This window comes from Lentzea alba (assembly GCF_011067745.1).
GTDB lineage: Bacteria > Actinomycetota > Actinomycetes > Mycobacteriales > Pseudonocardiaceae > Lentzea > Lentzea alba.
Genome location: NZ_JAAMPJ010000004.1, coordinates 444121 through 463402, shown reverse-complemented (window position 1 = coordinate 463402; position 19282 = coordinate 444121). Strand labels below are relative to the sequence as shown.

Annotated in this window: 18 protein-coding genes; 9 read left to right on the top strand and 9 right to left on the bottom strand. The window is 69.2% G+C overall.

What is annotated here, in order from left to right; genetic code table 11:
• The first annotated feature begins 7 nt into the window (after positions 1-7).
• From G7043_RS17885 to G7043_RS17875, 3 genes are all read left to right on the top strand, one after another.
• Positions 8-469 carry a hypothetical protein gene (locus tag G7043_RS17885; protein ID WP_166046781.1) on the top strand — a complete coding sequence of 154 codons (462 nt, stop codon included), beginning with the start codon at positions 8-10 and terminating at the stop codon, positions 467-469.
• Entirely contained in the window at positions 466-1989 is a 1524-nt protein-coding gene (locus tag G7043_RS47640; RefSeq protein ID WP_207311285.1) for a flagellar basal body protein FliL, read from the top strand. The genes G7043_RS17885 and G7043_RS47640 overlap by 4 nt, the downstream gene beginning before the upstream one ends.
• A gap of 82 nt (positions 1990-2071) precedes the next feature.
• Entirely contained in the window at positions 2072-3376 is a 1305-nt protein-coding gene (locus G7043_RS17875; RefSeq protein WP_166046780.1) for an FAD-dependent monooxygenase, read from the top strand.
• On the opposite strand, the gene G7043_RS17870 is transcribed toward G7043_RS17875, so the two are convergent.
• The 3 genes from G7043_RS17870 to G7043_RS17860 are packed head-to-tail and all read right to left on the bottom strand — an operon-like array spanning position 3296 to position 7421.
• Positions 3296-6082 (bottom strand): BTAD domain-containing putative transcriptional regulator, encoded by a 2787-nt coding sequence (locus G7043_RS17870; RefSeq protein WP_166046779.1) that lies wholly within the window; start codon positions 6080-6082, stop codon positions 3296-3298. The genes G7043_RS17875 and G7043_RS17870 overlap by 81 nt on opposite strands.
• Positions 6082-6714 carry a hypothetical protein gene (locus G7043_RS17865; RefSeq protein ID WP_166046778.1) on the bottom strand — a complete coding sequence of 211 codons (633 nt, stop codon included), beginning with the start codon at positions 6712-6714 and terminating at the stop codon, positions 6082-6084. The genes G7043_RS17870 and G7043_RS17865 overlap by 1 nt, the downstream gene beginning before the upstream one ends.
• Entirely contained in the window at positions 6711-7421 is a 711-nt protein-coding gene (locus G7043_RS17860; protein ID WP_166046777.1) for an ATP-binding cassette domain-containing protein, read from the bottom strand. Before G7043_RS17860 ends, G7043_RS17865 begins: the two co-directional genes overlap by 4 nt.
• Positions 7422-7440: 19 nt before the next feature.
• Between G7043_RS17860 and G7043_RS17855 the strand changes: the two genes are divergently transcribed.
• From G7043_RS17855 to G7043_RS17845, 3 genes are all read left to right on the top strand, one after another.
• Positions 7441-7854 (top strand): hypothetical protein, encoded by a 414-nt coding sequence (locus G7043_RS17855; protein ID WP_166046776.1) that lies wholly within the window; start codon positions 7441-7443, stop codon positions 7852-7854.
• 163 nt (positions 7855-8017) lie between these two features.
• Positions 8018-8746 (top strand): MarR family transcriptional regulator, encoded by a 729-nt coding sequence (locus G7043_RS17850; protein ID WP_166046775.1) that lies wholly within the window; start codon positions 8018-8020, stop codon positions 8744-8746.
• A gap of 105 nt (positions 8747-8851) precedes the next feature.
• Complete coding sequence (locus G7043_RS17845; protein ID WP_242642366.1) at positions 8852-9286, top strand: hypothetical protein; 435 nt, start codon at positions 8852-8854, stop codon at positions 9284-9286.
• A 42-nt stretch (positions 9287-9328) separates the two neighbouring features.
• On the opposite strand, the gene G7043_RS17840 is transcribed toward G7043_RS17845, so the two are convergent.
• Entirely contained in the window at positions 9329-9994 is a 666-nt protein-coding gene (locus G7043_RS17840) for an alpha/beta fold hydrolase (RefSeq protein WP_166046774.1), read from the bottom strand.
• Between the two features lie 94 nt (positions 9995-10088).
• On the opposite strand from G7043_RS17840, the gene G7043_RS17835 reads away from it, so the two are divergent.
• Together G7043_RS17835 and G7043_RS17830 are read left to right on the top strand one after the other, a co-directional pair.
• A complete protein-coding gene (locus G7043_RS17835; protein WP_166046773.1) occupies positions 10089-10937 on the top strand; it encodes an AraC family transcriptional regulator in 849 nt (282 codons plus the stop codon).
• Positions 10938-11056: 119 nt separating this feature from the next.
• Positions 11057-13876, top strand: a complete 2820-nt coding sequence (locus tag G7043_RS17830) for an aconitate hydratase (RefSeq protein ID WP_207311284.1) — start codon at positions 11057-11059, stop codon at positions 13874-13876.
• A gap of 51 nt (positions 13877-13927) precedes the next feature.
• On the opposite strand, the gene G7043_RS17825 is transcribed toward G7043_RS17830, so the two are convergent.
• On the bottom strand, positions 13928-15958 hold the full coding sequence (locus G7043_RS17825; RefSeq protein ID WP_166046771.1) for an ATP-binding protein: 2031 nt from the start codon (positions 15956-15958) through the stop codon (positions 13928-13930).
• A 97-nt stretch (positions 15959-16055) separates the two neighbouring features.
• Here G7043_RS17825 and G7043_RS17820 point away from each other — a divergent pair, with 97 nt between their 5' ends.
• Positions 16056-16481: a DUF1761 domain-containing protein gene (locus G7043_RS17820; RefSeq protein ID WP_166046770.1), complete on the top strand. Its 426-nt coding sequence runs from the start codon at positions 16056-16058 to the stop codon at positions 16479-16481.
• On the opposite strand, the gene G7043_RS17815 is transcribed toward G7043_RS17820, so the two are convergent.
• The 4 genes from G7043_RS17815 to G7043_RS17800 are packed head-to-tail and all read right to left on the bottom strand — an operon-like array spanning position 16478 to position 19279.
• Entirely contained in the window at positions 16478-16909 is a 432-nt protein-coding gene (locus G7043_RS17815; protein WP_313887941.1) for a PH domain-containing protein, read from the bottom strand. The genes G7043_RS17820 and G7043_RS17815 overlap by 4 nt on opposite strands.
• Positions 16906-17403: a 6,7-dimethyl-8-ribityllumazine synthase gene (ribH, locus tag G7043_RS17810; protein WP_086665621.1), complete on the bottom strand. Its 498-nt coding sequence runs from the start codon at positions 17401-17403 to the stop codon at positions 16906-16908. Before ribH ends, G7043_RS17815 begins: the two co-directional genes overlap by 4 nt.
• The gene (locus G7043_RS17805) at positions 17400-18662 is read right to left on the bottom strand and encodes a bifunctional 3,4-dihydroxy-2-butanone-4-phosphate synthase/GTP cyclohydrolase II (protein ID WP_166046769.1); all 1263 of its coding nucleotides are present in this window, start codon (positions 18660-18662) and stop codon (positions 17400-17402) included. The genes ribH and G7043_RS17805 overlap by 4 nt, the downstream gene beginning before the upstream one ends.
• Positions 18659-19279 (bottom strand): riboflavin synthase, encoded by a 621-nt coding sequence (locus G7043_RS17800; protein ID WP_166046768.1) that lies wholly within the window; start codon positions 19277-19279, stop codon positions 18659-18661. Before G7043_RS17800 ends, G7043_RS17805 begins: the two co-directional genes overlap by 4 nt.
• Positions 19280-19282 lie beyond the last annotated feature (3 nt).

The window sequence follows — 19282 nt, the reverse complement described above, 5'->3', positions numbered from 1 at the left end:
TAGTCGGGTGCGCAGCGCAGTGGGAGCCGCCATCGCGGCCGGGATCATGGCAGTGGGCCTCGTCACTTCGATCGTCGGGACTTTCCTTCCCTGGCTCAAATCCGGATCGACCACGAGGGACAGTTACGAAGTGCTCTCGCTGCGTGATCTGGCCGGGTTGGACGGGGTGGCGGGCAGCGTCGTCACGTCGATCTGGGTGGGTCTCACGCCCCTCGCGATGGTCGTGGTGGCCCTGTACGTGGTCCGATTTCGACGGTTTGCCGCGTGCGTCGGCCTTCTCTTTGGCACGATCAGTGGAACCGTGGCCCTACTAGCCACAGTCCAAGGGGATAGCAAGGGTGCATTGGTCGGAATCAGCATCGCCGGACCGGTGGTCACCCTTGCCGGTGCCGTACTGACGATCGTGGGGGCGATCACGGTGCTCACCTCCAACAGGCGCAGCGCAGTGATAACGGGAGGGAATCCGTGAGCTACCCAGGTGGTGGCGGCGGCCAGTGGCAGCCGCAGAACAACCCGTACGGGCAGCAGCAGCCCCAGCAGGGCGGCTACCCGCAGCAGGGCGGTTACCAGCAACAGCCGCAGCAGGGTGGCTACCCGCAGACCGGCCCTCAGGGCTTTCCGCAGCAGCAGCCGGGCGCGTACCCGCAGACCGGACCGCAGGGTTTCCCGCAGCAGGGTTTCCCGCAGACCGGGCCCCAGGGTTTTCCGCAGCAGGGCTTCGAGCAGCAGCCGTTCGGCTACGCCCCGATGGGCGGGGAGCCGCCGAAGAAGAAGCGCACCGGCCTGGTCATCACGGCCGTGGTCGCCGTGCTGCTGCTCATCGGCGGCGGTGTCACGTTCTTCGCGCTGAAGAAGTCCGACCCGGCGGCGAACGCGGGCCAGGACACCCCGGCCGTCGCGGCGAAGAACCTCATCGAGCAGCTCGGCAGCGGTGACGTCGTCGGCATCATGGCGTCGCTGGCGCCCGCCGAGGCCGCGTTGTCGAAGGACTACCTGGACTCGATGACGAAGGAGATGAAGCGTCTCGAGATCCTGAAGCCCGACGCCGACCCGAACAAGATGTCGGGCGTCGAGTTCAAGAGCGAGAACATCAAGTTCGACGAGGCCAAGGCCGAGAAGATCAACGACCACCTCACCATCAACAAGCTGGTCGAGGGCAAGATCACGATCACCTCGGACGTCTCGAAGATCCCGCTCACCGACAAGCTCGTCGACGCGATCGGCGACAAGGTCAGCCTGACCACGTCGAAGACCGAGACGATCGACATCACCGCCGAGGTCCAGAAGCGCGGCACCCCGATCGGCATCGCGTCGATCAAGGTCGGCGACAAGTGGTACCCGAGCGCCTTCTACACGATCGCCAACGCGGTCCTGGAGGACGAGAAGCTCAAGTGGCCGCAGCAGGGCTTCGCACCGGAGGGCGCGAGCTCGCCGGAGGACGCGGCGAAGAACCTCGTCAACGCCGCGCTGGACAGCGACCTGAAGAAGGTCATCACGCTGCTGCCGCCGGACGAGGCCGGTGTGCTGCAGGACCTCGGCCCGCTGTTGCTGGAGCAGGCCGGTAAGCAGAAGCCGACCGGCGCCAAGCTCAACGCGCTGGAGACCGACGTCAAGGACGTCACCGGCGGCAAGCAGGTCACGGTCAAGAAGCTGTCGGTCACCGCGGAGGGCGAGACCGTCACGATCACGCGCGACGGTGACTGCTACGCGGCCGACGTGCCCGGCCAGGGCCCGCAGAAGCTGTGCGCGGACGAGATCACGCAGCTGATGCAGCAGCAGGGTGGCGGCAAGATCCCCGCCGCGGCGGTCGAGGTCATCGGCCGGGTGGCGGCGTCGGTCATGAAGACCGGTGTCGGCGTGGTCGCGACCGAGGTCGACGGCAAGTGGTACGTGAGCCCGATCCGCTCGTACTACGAGCTGGCGCTGACGGTGTTCCGCGGCTTCGAGCCGAAGGACGTCGACGCGCTGATCGAGCTGCTCAAGAAGTAAGTTCTCGCTGCTCACCAGGCCCTGTCACGGCGCAACAGCGCGGTGACAGGGCCTTGGCAGTCCACGGGCCGACGCTTCGGTCATGGACACTCAGGTTCTGATCATCGGCGCCGGCCCGACCGGCCTCACCCTGGCCCTCGACCTCGCCCGCCGCGGCGTCGGGTTCCGCATCGTCGACGCCTCGCCCGCGCCGTTCGCCGGCTCGCGCGGCAAGGGCCTGCAGCCGCGCAGCATGGAGGTCTTCCACGACCTGGGCGTCATCGAGAACGTGCTGGCCGCCGGCCGGTTCCACCTGACCATGCGCGCCTACGACGGCCGCGAGGTGCTGCGCGAGTGGGACGTGCACGAGGGCCGTCACCCCACGGTCGAACGCCCGTACGCGAGCACCATGCTCATCCCCCAGTTCCGGGTCGAGCAGATCCTGCGGGACGCGCTGCCCGCCGGCACGGTCGAGTACGGCACGCCGCTGACGTCGTTCTTCCAGGACGACGACGGAGTCACCGCGGTCATCGGTTCGCAGACCGTGCGAGCGAAGTACCTGGTCGGCTGCGACGGCGGGAAGTCGTTCGTGCGCAAGCGTCTCGGCGTGCAGTTCGTCGGCGAGACCCACGAGGACCAGCGGATGCTCGTCGGCGACGTCCGGGTCTCCGGGCTGGACCGCGATCACTGGCACAGCTGGGGAGGCCGCGCCGACCAGTGGCTCGCCCTGTGCCCGTTGCCCGGCACCGAACTCTTCCAGTTCCAGGCCAGCGGCGTCGGCGAGCCGTCGCTGGAGCTGTACCGGCAGATCGTCCGCGAACGCACCGGCCTGGACGACGTGGTCGTGCACGACGCGACGTGGATGTCGTTGTACCGCACCAACATCCGCATGGTGGACCGGTTCAGGGTCGGCCGCGTGTTCCTTGCCGGTGACGCCGCGCACGTGCACTCTCCCGCCGGCGCGCAGGGCATGAACACGGGCATCCAGGACGCCTACAACCTGGGCTGGAAGCTCGCGATGGAAACGCTGCTCGACAGCTACGAGGCCGAACGCAAGCCCGTCGCCCAGTGGTTGCTCGGGATGACGACCGCGATCATGATGTCCGGCAACCCCTTCGAGCGCCGCGGCGACGAGACGCTGCAACTCTCGTTGTCGTACCGGACCGAGGACGGGCCCGGCCTGCGGGCGGGTGACCGCATGCCCGACGGGATCACCGACCAGGGCCGGATCTTCGATCTGTTGCGGGGCCCCGGCTTCGTGACGCTGGACCTCCCCGACGGCCCGGTGCTGGTCCGCCCGGACGGGTACGTCGCCGCGATCGGCCGGTCAGCGATCGACGCCTACTTCGGCGCGAATCCGGTCACGCAGCTGCACCACCATCGGGTCGCGGCTGGGGCCGCCGCGTAGCCTCTCCGCCTCGTCCAGGGCGTTCCCGGCACCGTCCGGGTCGCCCTGGGCGAGCAGCCAGTCCGCGTACCACTCCAGCACCATCGCGCGGGCCGGTCCGTCCGCGCTCGTCCGGACGGTGTCGAGCGCCTTCTCGTGTTCCTCCCCCGCCTGGTGGAGACGTCCGAGCCGGGTCAGCGCGAGTCCGAGTCCGGCGTGGACGGTCGCCCGGAACTGGCTCGCGGGCGAGTCCCGCGTGGTGGTGAGCGCCTGCTGGTAGAGCTGCACGGCTTTCTCGAAGTCGCCCTCGAAGTACGCGATCTCACCGTAGGCCTGCGCGATCCGCGCCTGGTCCAGGTCGAGCTGCGGCGCCGGCACCAGTTCCAGATCGGCCCTGGCCCCGGCGAGGTCGCCCATCCTGACCTTGATGCGCGCGGTCTGCATCAGCACCGACATCGGCACCAGCACGCTCTCCGGCTCGCCCAGTTCCGCGGCCACCTGCCTGGCCTCGGACACCGCCTGGAAGCCCTCGGCGAACGCACCCCGGTTGATCAACACCATGACCAGGCACGACAGCCCGAACACCACGGCCCACCGATCGCCGACGGCCCGGAACCCCTCCAGCGCCTGCCGATAGGCGGCCTCCGCTCGCGGCGCCGCCCCTTCGCTGAACTCGCCCGCCACCACGCCCCGGATGAGCGCGGAGAACGCCCGCATCCACTCGTCCTCGGACCGTTCGAGCCGATCCGCGAGCCGTGTGAGCCGCTCACCCAGCTCGGCCTCACCCCACACCTGCCCGCTGGTCAGCATCAACGCGCACAACGCCGTCGGCACGTCCTCCTGCCACAGCCGTTCCGCCGCGGCCAGCGCCCGCGGCGTGCCGAGCGCGACCAGCACCTGCGACAGCGGGTCGTCCGGCGTGAGCGGCGCCCACCGCCTGATCTCCTCGAACCGCTTGGTCATCACCAGCCAGTGCCACGTGCGGGCAGCCATCATCCGCCGCGCGAGCTCGTGGTCGTGCCGCACGGCCCACGCCTGCGCGGCGTCGAAGTTGGCCCGTTCCGCGTCGAAGACCTTGAGCGCTTCGAGCTGTTCCGGCCCGCGCAGCAACGGTTCGTGCTGCTCGGCCAACGCCACGTAGTAGGCGGCATGGCCGGCGGGATCGACCTGCCCCTGCTCCAACGCGTACTCGCGCACGGTCTCCAACAACCGGTACCGCTCACCCGCACGCACGACCAGCGACTTCTCGACGAGCGCCGACAACAGGTCCTCGGTGTCCCAGAGATCCTGATCTTGTCGGGGGTCCTGAGTACGTTGAAACGCAGGGGTTCCCAGCACGGGGGTACCCCTGCGCGAGCCTGCCCCGCACACCGCGTGCACCGCCGCAGCCGTTGTCCCGCCGGCAAAAACCCCCAGCCGCGCCAGCAACGTCCGCTCGGCGTCGTCCAGCAGCTCCCAGCTCCAGTCGATCACCGCCCGCAACGTCCGATGCCGCACCGGCCCTGTCCGCGCACCTCGGTCCAGCAACCGCAACCGGCTGTCCACCCGCGACTCCAGCTGCGCCGCCGACAACGACCGGGCTCGCGCCGCTGCCAGCTCCACCGCCAGCGGAATCCCGTCCAGCGCGGCACAAACCCGCCGCACCACCTCACCGTCGAAGGCCGTGCCGACCCGAGCGGAGAACAACCGGACCGCGTGATCCAGGTCCAGCGGCGCCACCGGAACCACGACCTCGCCGGGAATCCCCAACGGCTCCCGCGAGGTCGCCAGCACCGAAGCGGCAGGCGCCGAAGCCAGCAACCGCTCGCACAAGGAAGCCGCGGCCGTGACCACGTGCTCGCAGTTGTCCAGCACCACCAACGACGACCCGAGCCGCGAGAACACCGGCGTGGCCAACGGATTCGGTCCCAGCGCCGCGTCCAAAGCAGCCAACGGTTCAGCGGCGGAGTCCAGCTCGACGAACCAGGCCTGCGCGACCGAGGCCGCGTACGTCAGCGCCAGCCGCGTCTTGCCCACCCCGCCGAAGCCGGTCAACGTCACCAACCGGTTGTCCCGCAACAACGACGACAACCGCGCCAGGTCCTCGTCCCGCCCGACGAACGAGCCCACCGACGCCGGCAGGTTCCCCCGGACCGCACGCTCCTGCAGCACGGTCGCGTGGGCAGCCGCCAGCACCGCACCGGGATCCACCCCGAGCTCGTCGGCCAGCGCCGACCGAACCCGTCCGAAGACCTCCAGCGCGTCCGACCGTCGCCCGGCCGCGTGCAGCGCCAGCATCAACCGGGCCTGCACGTCCTCCCGCAACGGATGCGCGGCCGCCAACGTCTCCAGCCCGGCCAGGTCGTCGCGCAGCAACGCCAGCCGCACGGCCTCGTCCACCGCGAACGGCGCCTCCTCGAACGCCGGCCCGCGCCACAACGACGCGTCCCGGGTCCGCGAGAACTCCTCGACGTCGGTCGACGCCTCCAGCCGATACCCCAGCGCGTGCGACGACACCACCGAGGCACCGAGCGTCCGCCGCAACCGCGACACCAGCGACTGCAACGAGGCAGGACCGTCGACCGGTGGCTCGTCCGCCCACAGGTCCGCGATCAACCGGTCGGCGGCGACGACCCGGCCCGGCTCCATCGCCAGCCGGATCAGCAACCAGCGCAGCCTCTTCCCGCGCACCTCGACGGGCACGCCCTCGACCAGGACCTGAAGCGGCCCGAGCACGTTGACCCGCATCAGGCCCGCCGCGCACCCACGACGACGGCGGCCGACACCAACGCGACCCCGACGACCCCGGCCCACAGCACGGACAGCGAACTCCGGTTGTGCCCCAACGCGTCCAGCACCCACCCGAGCGGAGTCGCCCGCCCCAGCGGATACGTCAGCACGACCACACCGAACACCGCGAGCACGGTCCGTCCGATCGAGTCGAACACCGGCCGCGCGAACATCAATCCCACTCCGACGCCCAGCAACGCACACACAGTATGCGCGCCGAGTCCGACAAAAAACTGACCGGCCGTGTACGGGTGGGGGTTCGTCACCACCGGCCACACCGCGGCGAGCAACGCCATCGCGAACGCGAACAACACCGCGACGAGAGCCGCAGCCGTGAGCACCCGCGACCACCCGCCGGCCGACACCACCGTGATCTCGCGCCGCACCACGTCCTCGGACGTCGCCACCACCACGGCCATCCACGCCGCGATCGGGTAGAGCAACGCCGCCGAACCCGAGTAGGCCTCCAGCGGCTGCCCGGCGTCGCTCGCGAACAACATCCCCAGCACGCCGAGGAACACCAGCAGGGGCGCCAGATACCGCTGTCCTCGCAGGACGTCGGCCGCGAGGTACCGCACCAGGGAGATCACCGCACGCTCCGCACCGAACAGCCGAGCCGCAACGCCTCGGCCAGCACCTGATCACTCCGGTCCGGCGCCACCACCACCCGCGCCGACGACCCTCGCGACAACACCGACCGCACACCCTCCAGCGCTTCCAACGCGTCGAGCCCCACCACGCGGCTGAGCTCGATCGTCACGTGCCCGCCGGCGAGGTCGACCCTGGTGGCCGACGCGAGATGGCCCTCGTGATCGGACACCAGCGCCGTCCGATCTTCCAGCAGCGACACCAGTTCAGTGGCGGCCGCCGGGTCGAGGCCGGTCCACGGCTCGTCGAGCACCAGCACGTCGGCAGCCAGGAACGCCTGTGCCAGCGCGACCTTCTGCGCGTTGCCCTTGGACAGCTCCGACATCGGCGCCGTCAACGACCCGACGAACCCCAGCCGTTCCAGGACGTCGTTCGCCGCGGCCCCGCGGACGCGCCCCATGTGCGCCAGGTACGACGACGCGGACATCTTGACGTCAGACGGAAAACGCTCCGGCACGTAACCGACCGACGCGGGCCGCACCACGCGTCCGGTCGACGGCTTCAGCACCCCGGCGGCGATCTTGAGCAGCGTCGACTTGCCGGTGCCGTTCGCGCCGGTCAGCACGACCAGGCCGGAGACTTCCAGGGTGAGGTCGCGCAGCACCCAGGGTCCGTGCCCGTACCGCTTGGAGACCTGATCGAGAAGCACCCCGCCAAGATAACCACTCATGACACTCTTACCGCTCGCAACGGCGTACATCTGGCTCGGCATGGTCGTCGCGATCTCGATCGAGGCGCCGCTCAAGTTCCGCGCTCCCGGCATCACCCTGCCGCTGGGGCTCGGCATCGGGCTGATCGTGTTCCGCGCGCTGAACCGAGCCGAGGCCGTGCTCGCGGCGGCGACCGCGGCGACGTTCGCGTTCGCCCCACGGCCGGTCGCCGCGACCGTGCTGCTGGTGGCCCTCGCGGTCACGCTGCTCGTCCAGGTGTTCGTGGTGCGGCCGCGGCTGGAGGCGAGGGCCCGGATCATCATCGACGGAGGGACACCTCCCCGGTCCCGCGCACATCTGTCCTACATCGCGCTCGAATGCGCGAAACTGCTGATGCTGGCCGCCTTCGGAATCATTCTCATGTTCCACTGAATCGCACACTGCGTGAAACCTCTTTTATCCGCAATGAATACGGCTCCGCACATTTCACTCGATCGAGTGAAGTAAGGCGACAAACCGTTACCTCTGCAACAAGGATGACTGATCTGAAGCGCGAAATCTGAAGTCGCGCGGTTCAGTTCGACTTTGATTGCGGGTGACCACCCTGAACAGCGGGACCGAATTGTCCTTCGACTTGCTCGCGGGCGCATTGACCGGACGCGACACCGCACGCGCCACGGGCACGTTGCACGTCATGGGAAATCCCGGCGGGCGAATCCACCTGAGGGACGGCGGAATAGTCGCCGTCGAAAGCGCCGGTTCACCCGGCCCGGACGCGTTGTTGTCGCGTTCGGGACGAATCAGCGAAGGGCGCATCGGCTCCACCGCCTTGCAGGTCATCGCCATGATGGCCGCGCACGACGCCGCGTTCACCCTCGTCGCGGGCGACATCGAGCGCTGCGTGCTCACCGCGGATGCGCTCGACGTCGCGATCCCGATGAACGTCCCGGTCGAGCCCGTGCGCCTGCTGCAGGAGACGTCGCGCCGGCTCTCCGCCCTGTCCGCGCTGCCCCACCCGCTGTCGCCGCACCGCGAACGGGTCGCGCCGACCCGCGCCCTGCACCAGCTCGACCAGGAGCTCAGCCCGGCACGCAGGGAGATCCTCGTGCACGCGTCCGGCAGGCGTTGCGCGAGGGACATCGCGTTCGTCTGCGGGCGCAGCGTGTACGCCGTGACGATCGAGGTCTGCCGGATGGTGGGCGACGGCCTGCTGACCGTGGTGTCCGGCACGTCCATCAGCGGCGACGACGTGCCGCTGCCCCGGTCGCTGAGGCGTCAGCTGTTACCCAGATTGTTCAAACAAGGAGAGAGGAAAAGGCCTTGAACCGCGAGATTTCCGCACTGGCCTCTTTCCGACGCCAGGAGTCAATAACCGCTGTCGAACACATCGACCAAGTACTGTCCGCCGCCGCGTGAAAAGAAGAGTGCATTGACCAGTCAAGGGTTGAACCAGAAAGCGTTGTCCGACCAGATGGTCGCGATGGTGAAGCACCTCAAGCAGGACGTGCCGGGCTGCGTTGCGGCCGGTGTGGTCGACATGGCCACCGGCATGCTGCTGTCGTTCGAGACGACCGACAGCCACCCGTCCGAGGTGCTCGACCTGCTCGCGGGAGCCACGCTCGACCTCTTCCAGGGCCGCACCGTCACGATGATCGAGAACATCTTCAAGGAGCGGCGCGGCATCGCCAGTGCCGAGCACTACTTCCAGGAGATCCTGGTCAACAGCAGCAACCTGACCCACCTGTTCATCCGCAACAACCACCACGAGGACGTCGTCGCCGTGGTGGTGTGTCCCAAGTCGGTCAACATCGGCATGCTGTTCGCGTCGGCCCGCCGGGTCGTCAAGGACCACGGCGGAGCTTGATCCGCCCTTCCCGGGGTGGCCCGGCGGTCCTCCGGCGCCGGGCTACCCCAGCACCTCGGCGACCTCGCACACGAGATCGGCGAGCTCACCGCGCCGGGAGAGGAACGGCGAGTGGCTTCCCGGCAGGTACCGCACGAGGTCCTGGCGTGCCAGCCGGTTCGTGAACACCTCGGGGAAGATGCGGTCGTCCGAGCAGAGGATCGCGGCGGTGGGCAGCTTCTGCCAGGCCGCCCCGGTCACCGGCTCCTCGAACACCCGCGCGCTCTGCGGCCGCAACCGCTCGACCGCCCACGTCGCCAGCGCGTCCGGCACGTCGGCGAACAGCAGGTCCCGCGCGGGTTCCGGCACGTCGAGCAGCTTCGTTCCCGGCTCGTACCAGGTCCCGCCCAACACCCCCGCGACGCTCTCGCCCGGCTCCAGCGCGTGCGCGGCCAGGTAGACGAGCCGGTCGGCGGAGCCCGCGGCCTCCCCCACCGGCACACCGGCGTACGAATGCGCCAGCACGGTCACCGGCCCGTCCAACGCCCGCAGCGCCTCGCGCACCGCCTCGGCGTCCTCCCGGACACCGCAGGCCGGAGATCCGGACGTGCTCGGCAGGTCCATCACCGACGTGGCCCACCCGCGCGAGCGCAGTTCGGGAACGAGGTGGTCCCAGCACCACGACCCGTGCCAAGCGCCGGGCACGAGCAGCAGGTTCCCGCGGTCCATCAAGATCTCCTTCAGTCCGTTGCACGTACGCTAACCAGGCAAGATCAGGAGAACCATCGTCGCGAGTCCGCCGTCCTGTCGAGAGAGTCCGAACGTGAACCCGCTGGAGCACGTCCTGTCGGCGCTGAGCGTCAACTGGGCGGTGGCGACGCCGTTGCACGCGGGCGGACGGTGGGCGCTGCACTTCGTCGGGCGGCTGGACCTGCGGGTGGAGGTGGTCGCCAGAGGCCGGGCGCACATCACGGTCGGGGACGAGAGCTTCTGGGCCGAACAGGGCGACTGCTACGTCATCGTGGGACGGCGGGCGTACCGCATCGCCGCGGATCCGGACACGCCGTCGGTGTTCGCGGCACCGATCTACGAGGACGAGACCGGCACACCGCACGACACGGCACACGTCGGCGAGGGCCACGACACGACGCTGCTAGGCGCGGGCTTCACCTGCGAACCGGAAACCGCGCGGCTCCTCGAAGTCCTGCCGCCGGTCGTCCGTGCCCGCAGCACCACGGCCCAGGCCACCATCGAACTCATCAGGAACGAGATCGACGGCGGCAGCCGGATGATCCTCGACCGCCTCACCCAGGTGCTGCTGCTCCAGGTCCTGCGGGACCACGCGCTGAGCGCGGAGCTGCACCCCCAGCTCGGGCCGGCCCTCAAGGCGTTGCACGACAACCTCGGACACCCGTGGACGGTCGGCGAGCTGGCGCAGGTCGCCGCTATGTCGCGGTCCACGTTCTTCTTGCGGTTCAAGGAAACCGTGGGCATGACACCGCTCGACTACTTGCTCCGCCTGCGCATGCACGCGGCCGCACGCACGCTCAAGGACACGAAGGACACGGTCGCCTCGATCGCCGCGGCCGTCGGCTACGGCACCGAAAGCTCGTTCAGCGCCGCGTTCAAGAGGTTCACCGGCCGCTCCCCCGGCGAGTACCGCGTGACTTAGGGCAACCTGGGTTGAAGCGGATAACAGGACACGCGTACTGTTTGGGGTCGAGGGGCAGTGGTCGACCCGGTGAGGAAGACTCTCCCCGTACCCCGAACTGACCACCGCGCTGTCACCAGATGGAGTTGCAAGTGACTAGTAAGGACAGCTTCGGCGCCCGCGGCACGCTCAACGTCGGCGACTCCTCTTACGAGGTGTTCCGGCTGAGCGCCGTGGAGGGCGCAGAGCGTCTTCCGTTCAGCCTGAAGATCCTGCTGGAGAACCTGCTGCGGACCGAGGACGGCGCGAACATCACCGCCGACCACGTGCGCGCTCTCGCCAACTGGGACCCGGCCGCCGAGCCGAACACCGAGATCCAGTTCACGCCGGCCCGCGTCGTGATGCAGGACTTCACCGGCGTGCCCTGCGTCGTCGACCTCGCCACGATGCGTGAGGCCGTCACCCAGCTGGGTGGCGACGCCGAGAAGGTGAACCCGCTCGCTCCCGCCGAGCTCGTGATCGACCACTCGGTCATCGCCGACATCTTCGGCCGCCCGGACGCGTTCGAGCTGAACGTCGACCTGGAGTACCAGCGCAACCGCGAGCGCTACCAGTTCCTGCGCTGGGGCCAGACGGCGTTCGACGAGTTCAAGGTCGTCCCGCCCGGCACCGGCATCGTGCACCAGGTCAACATCGAGCACCTCGCGCGCGTCGTCATGGTCCGGGGCGGCCAGGCATACCCCGACACCCTCGTCGGCACCGACTCGCACACCACGATGGTCAACGGCATCGGTGTGCTGGGCTGGGGCGTCGGCGGTATCGAGGCCGAGGCCGCGATGCTCGGCCAGCCGGTCTCCATGCTGATCCCGCGCGTCGTGGGCTTCAAGCTCTCCGGTGAGCTGCCCGCTGGCGCCACCGCCACCGACCTCGTGCTGACGATCACCGAGATGCTGCGCAAGCAGGGCGTCGTCGGCAAGTTCGTCGAGTTCTACGGCGAGGGCGTCGGCGCCGTGCCGCTCGCGAACCGCGCCACCATCGGCAACATGTCGCCGGAGTTCGGCTCCACGGTCGGCATCTTCCCGATCGACGGCGAGACCATCGACTACCTGCGCCTGACCGGCCGTTCCGAGGAGCAGATCGCGCTCGTCGAGGCCTACGCCAAGGAGCAGGGCCTCTGGCACGACCCGTCCCGCGAGGCCGTGTACTCCGAGACGCTGGAGCTCGACCTGGCGACGGTCGTCCCGTCCATCGCCGGCCCGAAGCGCCCGCAGGACCGCATCGAGCTGACCAACGCCAAGGAGTCGTTCCGCCAGGCTCTGGGCGCCTACGTCGCGCACACCGAGTCCGCGGAGCTGTCCGGCGTGGACGAGGCCGTCGACGAGTCCTTCCCTGCGAGCGACCCTGCCGCGATCCACGAGGGCGGCAACGGCTCGGGCACGCCGAAGGTGTTCCAGTCCGCCGCCGAGGGCGCGACCGGCCGCGTGTCGAACCCGGTCAAGGTCTCCCTCGACGGCAACGAGTTCGAGCTGGACCACGGCGCTGTCGCGATCGCCGCGATCACGTCGTGCACCAACACCTCGAACCCGTCCGTGATGCTGGGTGCCGCCCTGCTCGCGAAGAAGGCCGTCGAGCGCGGCCTCGAGCGCAAGCCGTGGGTCAAGACGACCCTGGCGCCGGGCTCGAAGGTCGTCATGGACTACTACGAGCGCGCCGGCCTCATGCCGTACCTGGAGAAGCTCGGCTTCCACCTGGTCGGTTACGGCTGCACCACCTGCATCGGCAACTCGGGCCCGCTGCAGGAGGAGATCTCGGCGGGTGTGCAGGAAGGCGACCTCGCGGTCGTCTCGGTGCTGTCCGGCAACCGCAACTTCGAGGGCCGGATCAACCCGGACATCAAGATGAACTACCTCGCGTCCCCGCCGCTCGTGGTGGCGTACGCGCTGGCCGGTTCGATGGACAAGGACATCACCACCGAGCCCCTCGGCTTCGACACCGACGGCAAGCCGGTCTACCTCTCCGAGATCTGGCCGTCGCCGGCCGAGATCGCCGAGGTCATCTCGACCTCGATCTCCGCGGAGGGCTTCACCAAGGGCTACACCAACGTGTTCTCCGGCGACGAGCGCTGGCAGTCGCTGCCCACGCCGACCGGCAACACGTTCGAGTGGGACACCGAGTCCACCTACGTGCGCAAGCCCCCGTACTTCGAGGGCATGGAGATGGAGCCGAAGCCGGTCACCGACATCGCGGGCGCTCGCGTCCTCGCGCTGCTGGGCGACTCGGTCACCACGGACCACATCTCCCCCGCCGGTTCGATCAAGGCCGACTCGCCCGCGGGCAAGTACCTGACCGAGCACGGCGTGGAGCGCAAGGACTTCAACTCCTACGGCTCCCGCCGCGGCAACCACGAGGTGATGATCCGCGGCACGTTCGCGAACATCCGCCTGCGCAACCTGCTCCTCGACGACGTCCAGGGCGGCTTCACCCGCAACTTCCTCGAGGCCGACGCCCCGCAGACCACCATCTACGACGCGTCGGTGGCCTACGCGGAGGCCGGTGTCCCGCTGGTCGTGCTGGCGGGCAAGGAGTACGGCTCGGGCTCGTCGCGCGACTGGGCGGCCAAGGGCACCTCGCTGCTCGGCGTCCGCGCCGTCATCGCCGAGTCCTACGAGCGCATCCACCGCTCGAACCTGATCGGCATGGGCGTCCTGCCGCTGCAGTTCCCGGCGGGCGAGAACGCCGCGTCGCTGGGCCTCGACGGCACCGAGACGTTCGACTTCGCCGGCGTCACGGAGCTGAACAACGGCACCACGCCGTCGACGGTGCACGTGACCGCGACCAAGGCGGACGGCGCCAAGGTCGAGTTCGACGCGGTCGTCCGCATCGACACGCCCGGTGAGGCCGACTACTACCGCAACGGCGGCATCATGCAGTACGTGCTGCGCAAGATGGTCCGCAGCTAGTCACTTGTGACGACGAAGGCCGCACCTGGTTACCGGGTGCGGCCTTCTCCGTTACCGCACCTGGGTTTCGAGGTTTCCCCGGACGCGGATGGCGTCGGCGATCCGGTGCTGTGCCTCGTACAACTCCAACGCTTGCCGCCAGGCGATCCGAGCCAGGTCATACCGTCCCAGCGCACTTTCGGAACGTGCGATGCGTTCGTACGTCCCGGCCACACCGTGGCTGAACCCGTGGGCGTTCAACTCTTCGGCCACCTGCCGGTAATACCGCACCGCCAGCGCGTGGTCACCCTCTCCGGCCGCGATGTCGCCGAGAACCTCGAGCCCTGCGTCGGTGCTGCGTTCGACTCGGCCGAGAGCACGGTTGATCTCCAACGCCGCCTCGGCGTGCCCGCGGGCCTCCTCGATCCGGCCGAGGCTCACCTCCAGCATCGCGACCAGGTTGAGCAAGGTCACCTGCTGAGGCGGCAGGCCCAGCGTTTCGAACAACCTGAGGGATTCGCGGGCGTGGTCGAGGGCCTCCTCGTTCCTTCCTCCGTTCAGTTGCATCGCCCTGGCGAGCAGGTAGTGCGTCTGCGCCTGTCCCGGCACGTCGGCTGATCTCACGGCCAGTTTCAGCGCCGCCTCGAGATGCGCCTTGGCGTCGCCGTGGTCTCCGAGATGAATGCACGCGTTGCCCAGCAGGCGGCGGGCATGGACCAGGACGACGGGATCCTCCAGGCGTTCCGCCGCGGCGAGACCCGCTGACCACGCTTGGCGGCTCTCGGGGAAGTGACCACGCATCTGGTGGAACGTGTCCATCACCCATGCCAGCCGCCAGGTGACTTGATCGGTCGTGACGCCCTGGATCGCGAGCAGGTTGCCGTGCTCCGCGGCGAACCATCCCAGCGCCTCGTCCGGATCGGTGATCGTGAGCGGGCCGCTGCCGGGTAGCGGGTCGTCGATCTCGATCGGCCGGCGCGTCGGGTTGAGCGACCGGTGTGCGCCGAAGCCGGTGTGCAGGTAGAAGTTCGCCAGCCGTCTCATGGACGCCTCGACGTCGGTCTCGGGCATCTCGGCGGCGCAGAGCCGGACGAGGTCGTGCATGCGGTAGCGGTCCGTCTCGTGCTGCTGGACGAGATGGAGGTGCTCGAGTTCGTCCAGCAGCAGGGCGGCCTCTCCCACGGGCGTCGCGAGCAGGGCGGCAGCACCGGGCACGCCGAGGTCCGATCCCGGGACGCGACCCATGAGCCGGAACAGCTTCGCCGCCAGGGGCGACAGCACCTGGTACGACCAGGACAACGCCGAACGCACGTCCGCGTGCTTCTCGCCGCTGTTCAAGGTCTCCAGCCGCCGCTCGCGCAGTTTCCGCGCGAAGCCGGCCCGACTGGCGTTGGGACGCAACGCGAGCTGAGCGGCCACCACGCTGAGCGCGAGCGGCAGGCCACCGCAACAGTCCAGCACCTCGGCCAGTGCTGACGGTTCCGCCTCACCGACCCGCGCCGTCAGCAGTTCCCACGCATCGGCGGGATCCAGTACGTCCAGCGCGACCGGCTCGGCGCCGTGGCCGCTGATCAGCCCGGTGAGATGCCGCCTGCTCGTGACGAGGACGGTGCAGGCCGAACCGCCTGGCAGCAACGGAACGACCTGCTCCGACGACGCGGCGTTGTCGAGGACGATCAGCATCCTGCGTTGTGCCACCAGGCTTTGGTACAGGCCGTACCTCGCCTGCAGGCCGCCGGGCAGCGGTGTCACCCCGAGTGCACCGAGGAAGCAGCACACCGCGGTGTCCGGCGACATCTGCTCGGTACTCGGGTCGAACCCACGCAGGTTCACGTACAACTGCCCGTCCGGAAACTCCTCACTGTGCTGTTCCGCCCAGCGCCAGGCGAGCCACGTCTTGCCGACGCCACCCGCACCGGTGATGAGCACCAGTTCCGCCGCGCGGATCCGCCGCAGCTCGGTCTCCCGGCCCACGAACCGGCCGCGCACAACGGGAACCTGGCGCGGCACGAGGCGGGACTCGTTGCGCACGTGCACGTCGCCGTGCACCGTGCCGATCTGGACCACGTCCCTCATCGAGGACGAGTTCGCCTCGTTGCGCATCAGCTCAGCGTAATGGTTTGTGGGCGAATGAGGTTCTGGTAACAGTGGACGTTCAGCCCGCGATGCCAAGGCATCCTGATCACCGCGGGAGACCCTCATGCATTTGACCGTGCTCGGCGACCTGAACTGGTTGGCCGTCATAGTGGCCACGATCGCGTACTTCGCGTTAGGTGCCGTCTGGTACGCGGAGTTCGCCTTCGGCAAGGCCTGGCAACGCGCCGCCGGCTGGGACCTCAACCCGCCGGAGAACGCGGGCGCCGGCATCTACGCCGTCCCGCTCGTCACCTGTTTCACCGCCACGCTCGCCACCGCGATGGTCGGCGCCGCGTCCGGCACCGACAACATCATGGAGGGCATCCTGCTCGGCCTCGTCGTGGGCGTCGGCATCGCGCTGCCGGTGATGTTCGTGACCGGCACGTACGACATGACGAAGCCCGCGCCCAAGACCTTCGCGGCCATCGGCGCGGGCTATCACATCGTCGGACTCGCCCTGGCTGGAGCGATCCTCGGTCAGTGGACCTAGTTGCGCGCTGCCTTGTGCAGCTCACGCAGCGCACGCACGGACGAGACGGCGTACTCCCGGTCCACGGCCTGCACGGCCATGACGGAGACGTACTCGTCCTCCGGCAGCTCCAGACGAGCCCACGCGGCGCCGTCCGGGAAGCTGACCGACAGCACGTCCTGCCAGTCGAAGTGGTGGGACGTCACGACGTTGCGCACGTCGACCCCGGAGGCGTCGGCGGTGACGCGCGGACGGGTCAGCAGCAGCACCCCACCCGCCAGCAGGAAGCCCAGGACGATCATCGCGACCTGGTCGGAGGTCCGGAAGATCACGCCGGTCGGGGTGTTTCCCAGCAGCAGCCCGACGACGGTGAAGACGCCGACCAGGCCGATCGCGCACGCCCACGCGACGCGGCGGATCTTCTTGGGGCGCAGGACGATGGTGGTCACTCGAAACCCCGCTCGGTCCAGGGCTGACGCAGGCCGCGCAGCACCAGTGCCGTGTCGATCGCGGCGACGGTCGCCTCGTACCCCTTGTCCTCCACCGAGTCCGGCAGGCCGGCCCGCGCCAGCGCCTGCTCCTCGGTGTTGGTCGTCAGCACGCCGTTGCCGACCGGCGTCGACTCGTCGAGCGCGACGCGGGTGAGCCCGTCCGTCACCGAGTCGCACACGTACTCGAAGTGCGGGGTGCCGCCGCGGATCACCACGCCCAGCGCGACCACGGCGTCGTGGTGGCGCGCGAGTTCCTGCACCACAACGGGAAGCTCGATCGCGCCCGCCACGCGCACAACGGTGGTGTCGACGCAGCCGGCGTCCTCGGCGGCCTTCAGGGCACGCTCGACGAGCTGGTCTGTGATCTTGGTGTGCCAGCGCGTCGCCGCGATGGCGACGCTCAGGCCCTTGCCGTCGAGCCGGGTCTGCTCTGGACGGCCCTCGCCGCTCATTCCTGGTCCTCCGTAGCGGAAACAACGGCCTCGTACTGCTCCAGCTGGTGCAGCTCGTGGCCCATCCGGTCGCGCTTGGTGCGCAGGTACCGCAGGTTCTCCGGGTTCGGGGAGATCGGCAGCGGCACCCGGTCGAGCACACGGAGACCGTAGCCAGCCTCGAGTCCGACGCGTTTCGCGGGGTTGTTCGTCAGCAGGCGCATGGACTTGATGCCGAGGTCCACGAGGATCTGCGCGCCCGTGCCGTAGTCGCGCGCGTCGGCCGGAACGCCCAGCGCCAGGTTCGCGTCGACGGTGTCCGCGCCCTGGTCCTGCAGCTGGTAGGCCTGCAGCTTGTGCATCAGGCCGATGCCGCGGCCCTCGTGCCCGCGCATGTACAGCACGACGCCACGTCCTTGTGCCGCAACGGCTTCCAGCGCCGCGTCCAGCTGCGGGCCGCAGTCGCAGCGCAACGAGCCGAACACGTCACCGGTGAGGCACTCGGAGTGCACGCGCACCAGCACGTCCTCGCCGTCACCGATCTCGCCGTACACCAGCGCGACGTGCTCGATGCCGTCGAGCGTGCTGTCGAAGCCGACCGCGGTGAACACGCCGTGCGCGGTCGGGATCCGGGCCTCGGCAACGCGTTCGACCTGGGTCTCGACCCGGCGCCGGTACGCGATCAGGTCGGCGATCGTGATCAGCGCGAGGTCGTGGTCGGCCGCGAACACCTCCAGCTCCTCGCGGCGGGCCATCTCCTCCTCGACCTTCTGCGACACGATCTCGCAGAGCACGCCGGCGGGAGACATTCCCGCGAGACGGGCGAGGTCGACGGAGGCCTCCGTGTGGCCGGGGCGGCGCAGCACACCGCCGTCCCTGGCGCGCAGCGGAACGACGTGGCCGGGCCGGTTGAAGTCGGTGGCCTTCGCGGTCGGGTCGGCGAGCAGCCGGATCGTGCGGGCGCGGTCCGCGGCCGAGATGCCGGTGCTGATGCCTTCGCGCGCGTCCACCGTGACCGTGTACGCGGTGCCGCGCTGGTCCTGGTTCGTGTGGTACATCGGCGGCAGGTCGAGGCGGTCGCAGTCGGAGTCGGTCAGCGCGACGCAGACGTACCCGGACGTGTAGCGGACCATGAACGCGAGCAGCTCCGGCGTCGCCTTCTCGGCGGCGAAGATCAGGTCGCCCTCGTTCTCCCGGTCCTCGTCGTCCACGACGACCACCGGCCGTCCGGCGGCGATGTCCTTGATCGCGCGCTCGATGTCCGCGAACTCGGTGCTCACTGGGCCTCCTCGCCCGCAATGGCCCGCAGGTGCGGGACGGCCAGTCGTTCGACGTACTTCGCCAGCACGTCGACCTCGAGGTTCACGTGCGAGCCCGGCAGGCGGTGCCCGAGCGTGGTGAGGTCGAGCGTGGTCGGGATCAGGCTCACGGAGAACTGGTCCTCCGAGACGTTCACGACGGTCAGCGACACGCCGTCGACCGTGATCGAGCCCTTCTCCACGACGTAGCGGGCGAGCTGGGGCGGCAGTCCGATGTGGACGATCTCCCAGTGCTCCGCCTTCTCCCGCGCGAGAATCGTGCCCGTGCCGTCGACGTGGCCCTGCACGATGTGGCCACCGAGGCGCTGGCCGACCGCGGCCGCGCGCTCCAGGTTGACCTTGTCGCCCTCCGCGATCTTCGCGAGGCTGCTGCGCACGAGCGTCTCGCGCATCACGTCGGCGGTGAAGGTGCCGTTCTCGACCTCCACGACGGTGAGGCAGACGCCGTTCACCGCGATGGAGTCGCCGTGCTTGGCGTCGCTGGTCACGATGGGCCCGGCGATGCGGAGCCGTGCCGCGTCCGGCAGGTCCTGCGTCGCGACCACGTGGCCGAGTTCCTCGACGATCCCGGTGAACACCGC

Bases quoted from the DNA above. Each gene is read 5' to 3' on its own strand.
- G7043_RS17875 (WP_166046780.1), top strand. From the start codon at position 2,072: ATGGACACTCAGGTTCTGATCATCGGCGCCGGCCCGACCGGCCTCACC.
- G7043_RS17870 (WP_166046779.1), bottom strand. From the start codon at position 6,082: ATGCGGGTCAACGTGCTCGGGCCGCTTCAGGTCCTGGTCGAGGGCGTG.
- G7043_RS17855 (WP_166046776.1), top strand. From the start codon at position 7,441: ATGACACTCTTACCGCTCGCAACGGCGTACATCTGGCTCGGCATGGTC.
- G7043_RS17840 (WP_166046774.1), bottom strand. From the start codon at position 9,994: ATGGACCGCGGGAACCTGCTGCTCGTGCCCGGCGCTTGGCACGGGTCG.
- G7043_RS17830 (WP_207311284.1), top strand. From the start codon at position 11,057: ATGGAGTTGCAAGTGACTAGTAAGGACAGCTTCGGCGCCCGCGGCACG.
- G7043_RS17825 (WP_166046771.1), bottom strand. From the start codon at position 15,958: ATGCGCAACGAGGCGAACTCGTCCTCGATGAGGGACGTGGTCCAGATC.
- G7043_RS17820 (WP_166046770.1), top strand. From the start codon at position 16,056: ATGCATTTGACCGTGCTCGGCGACCTGAACTGGTTGGCCGTCATAGTG.
- ribH (WP_086665621.1), bottom strand. From the start codon at position 17,403: ATGAGCGGCGAGGGCCGTCCAGAGCAGACCCGGCTCGACGGCAAGGGC.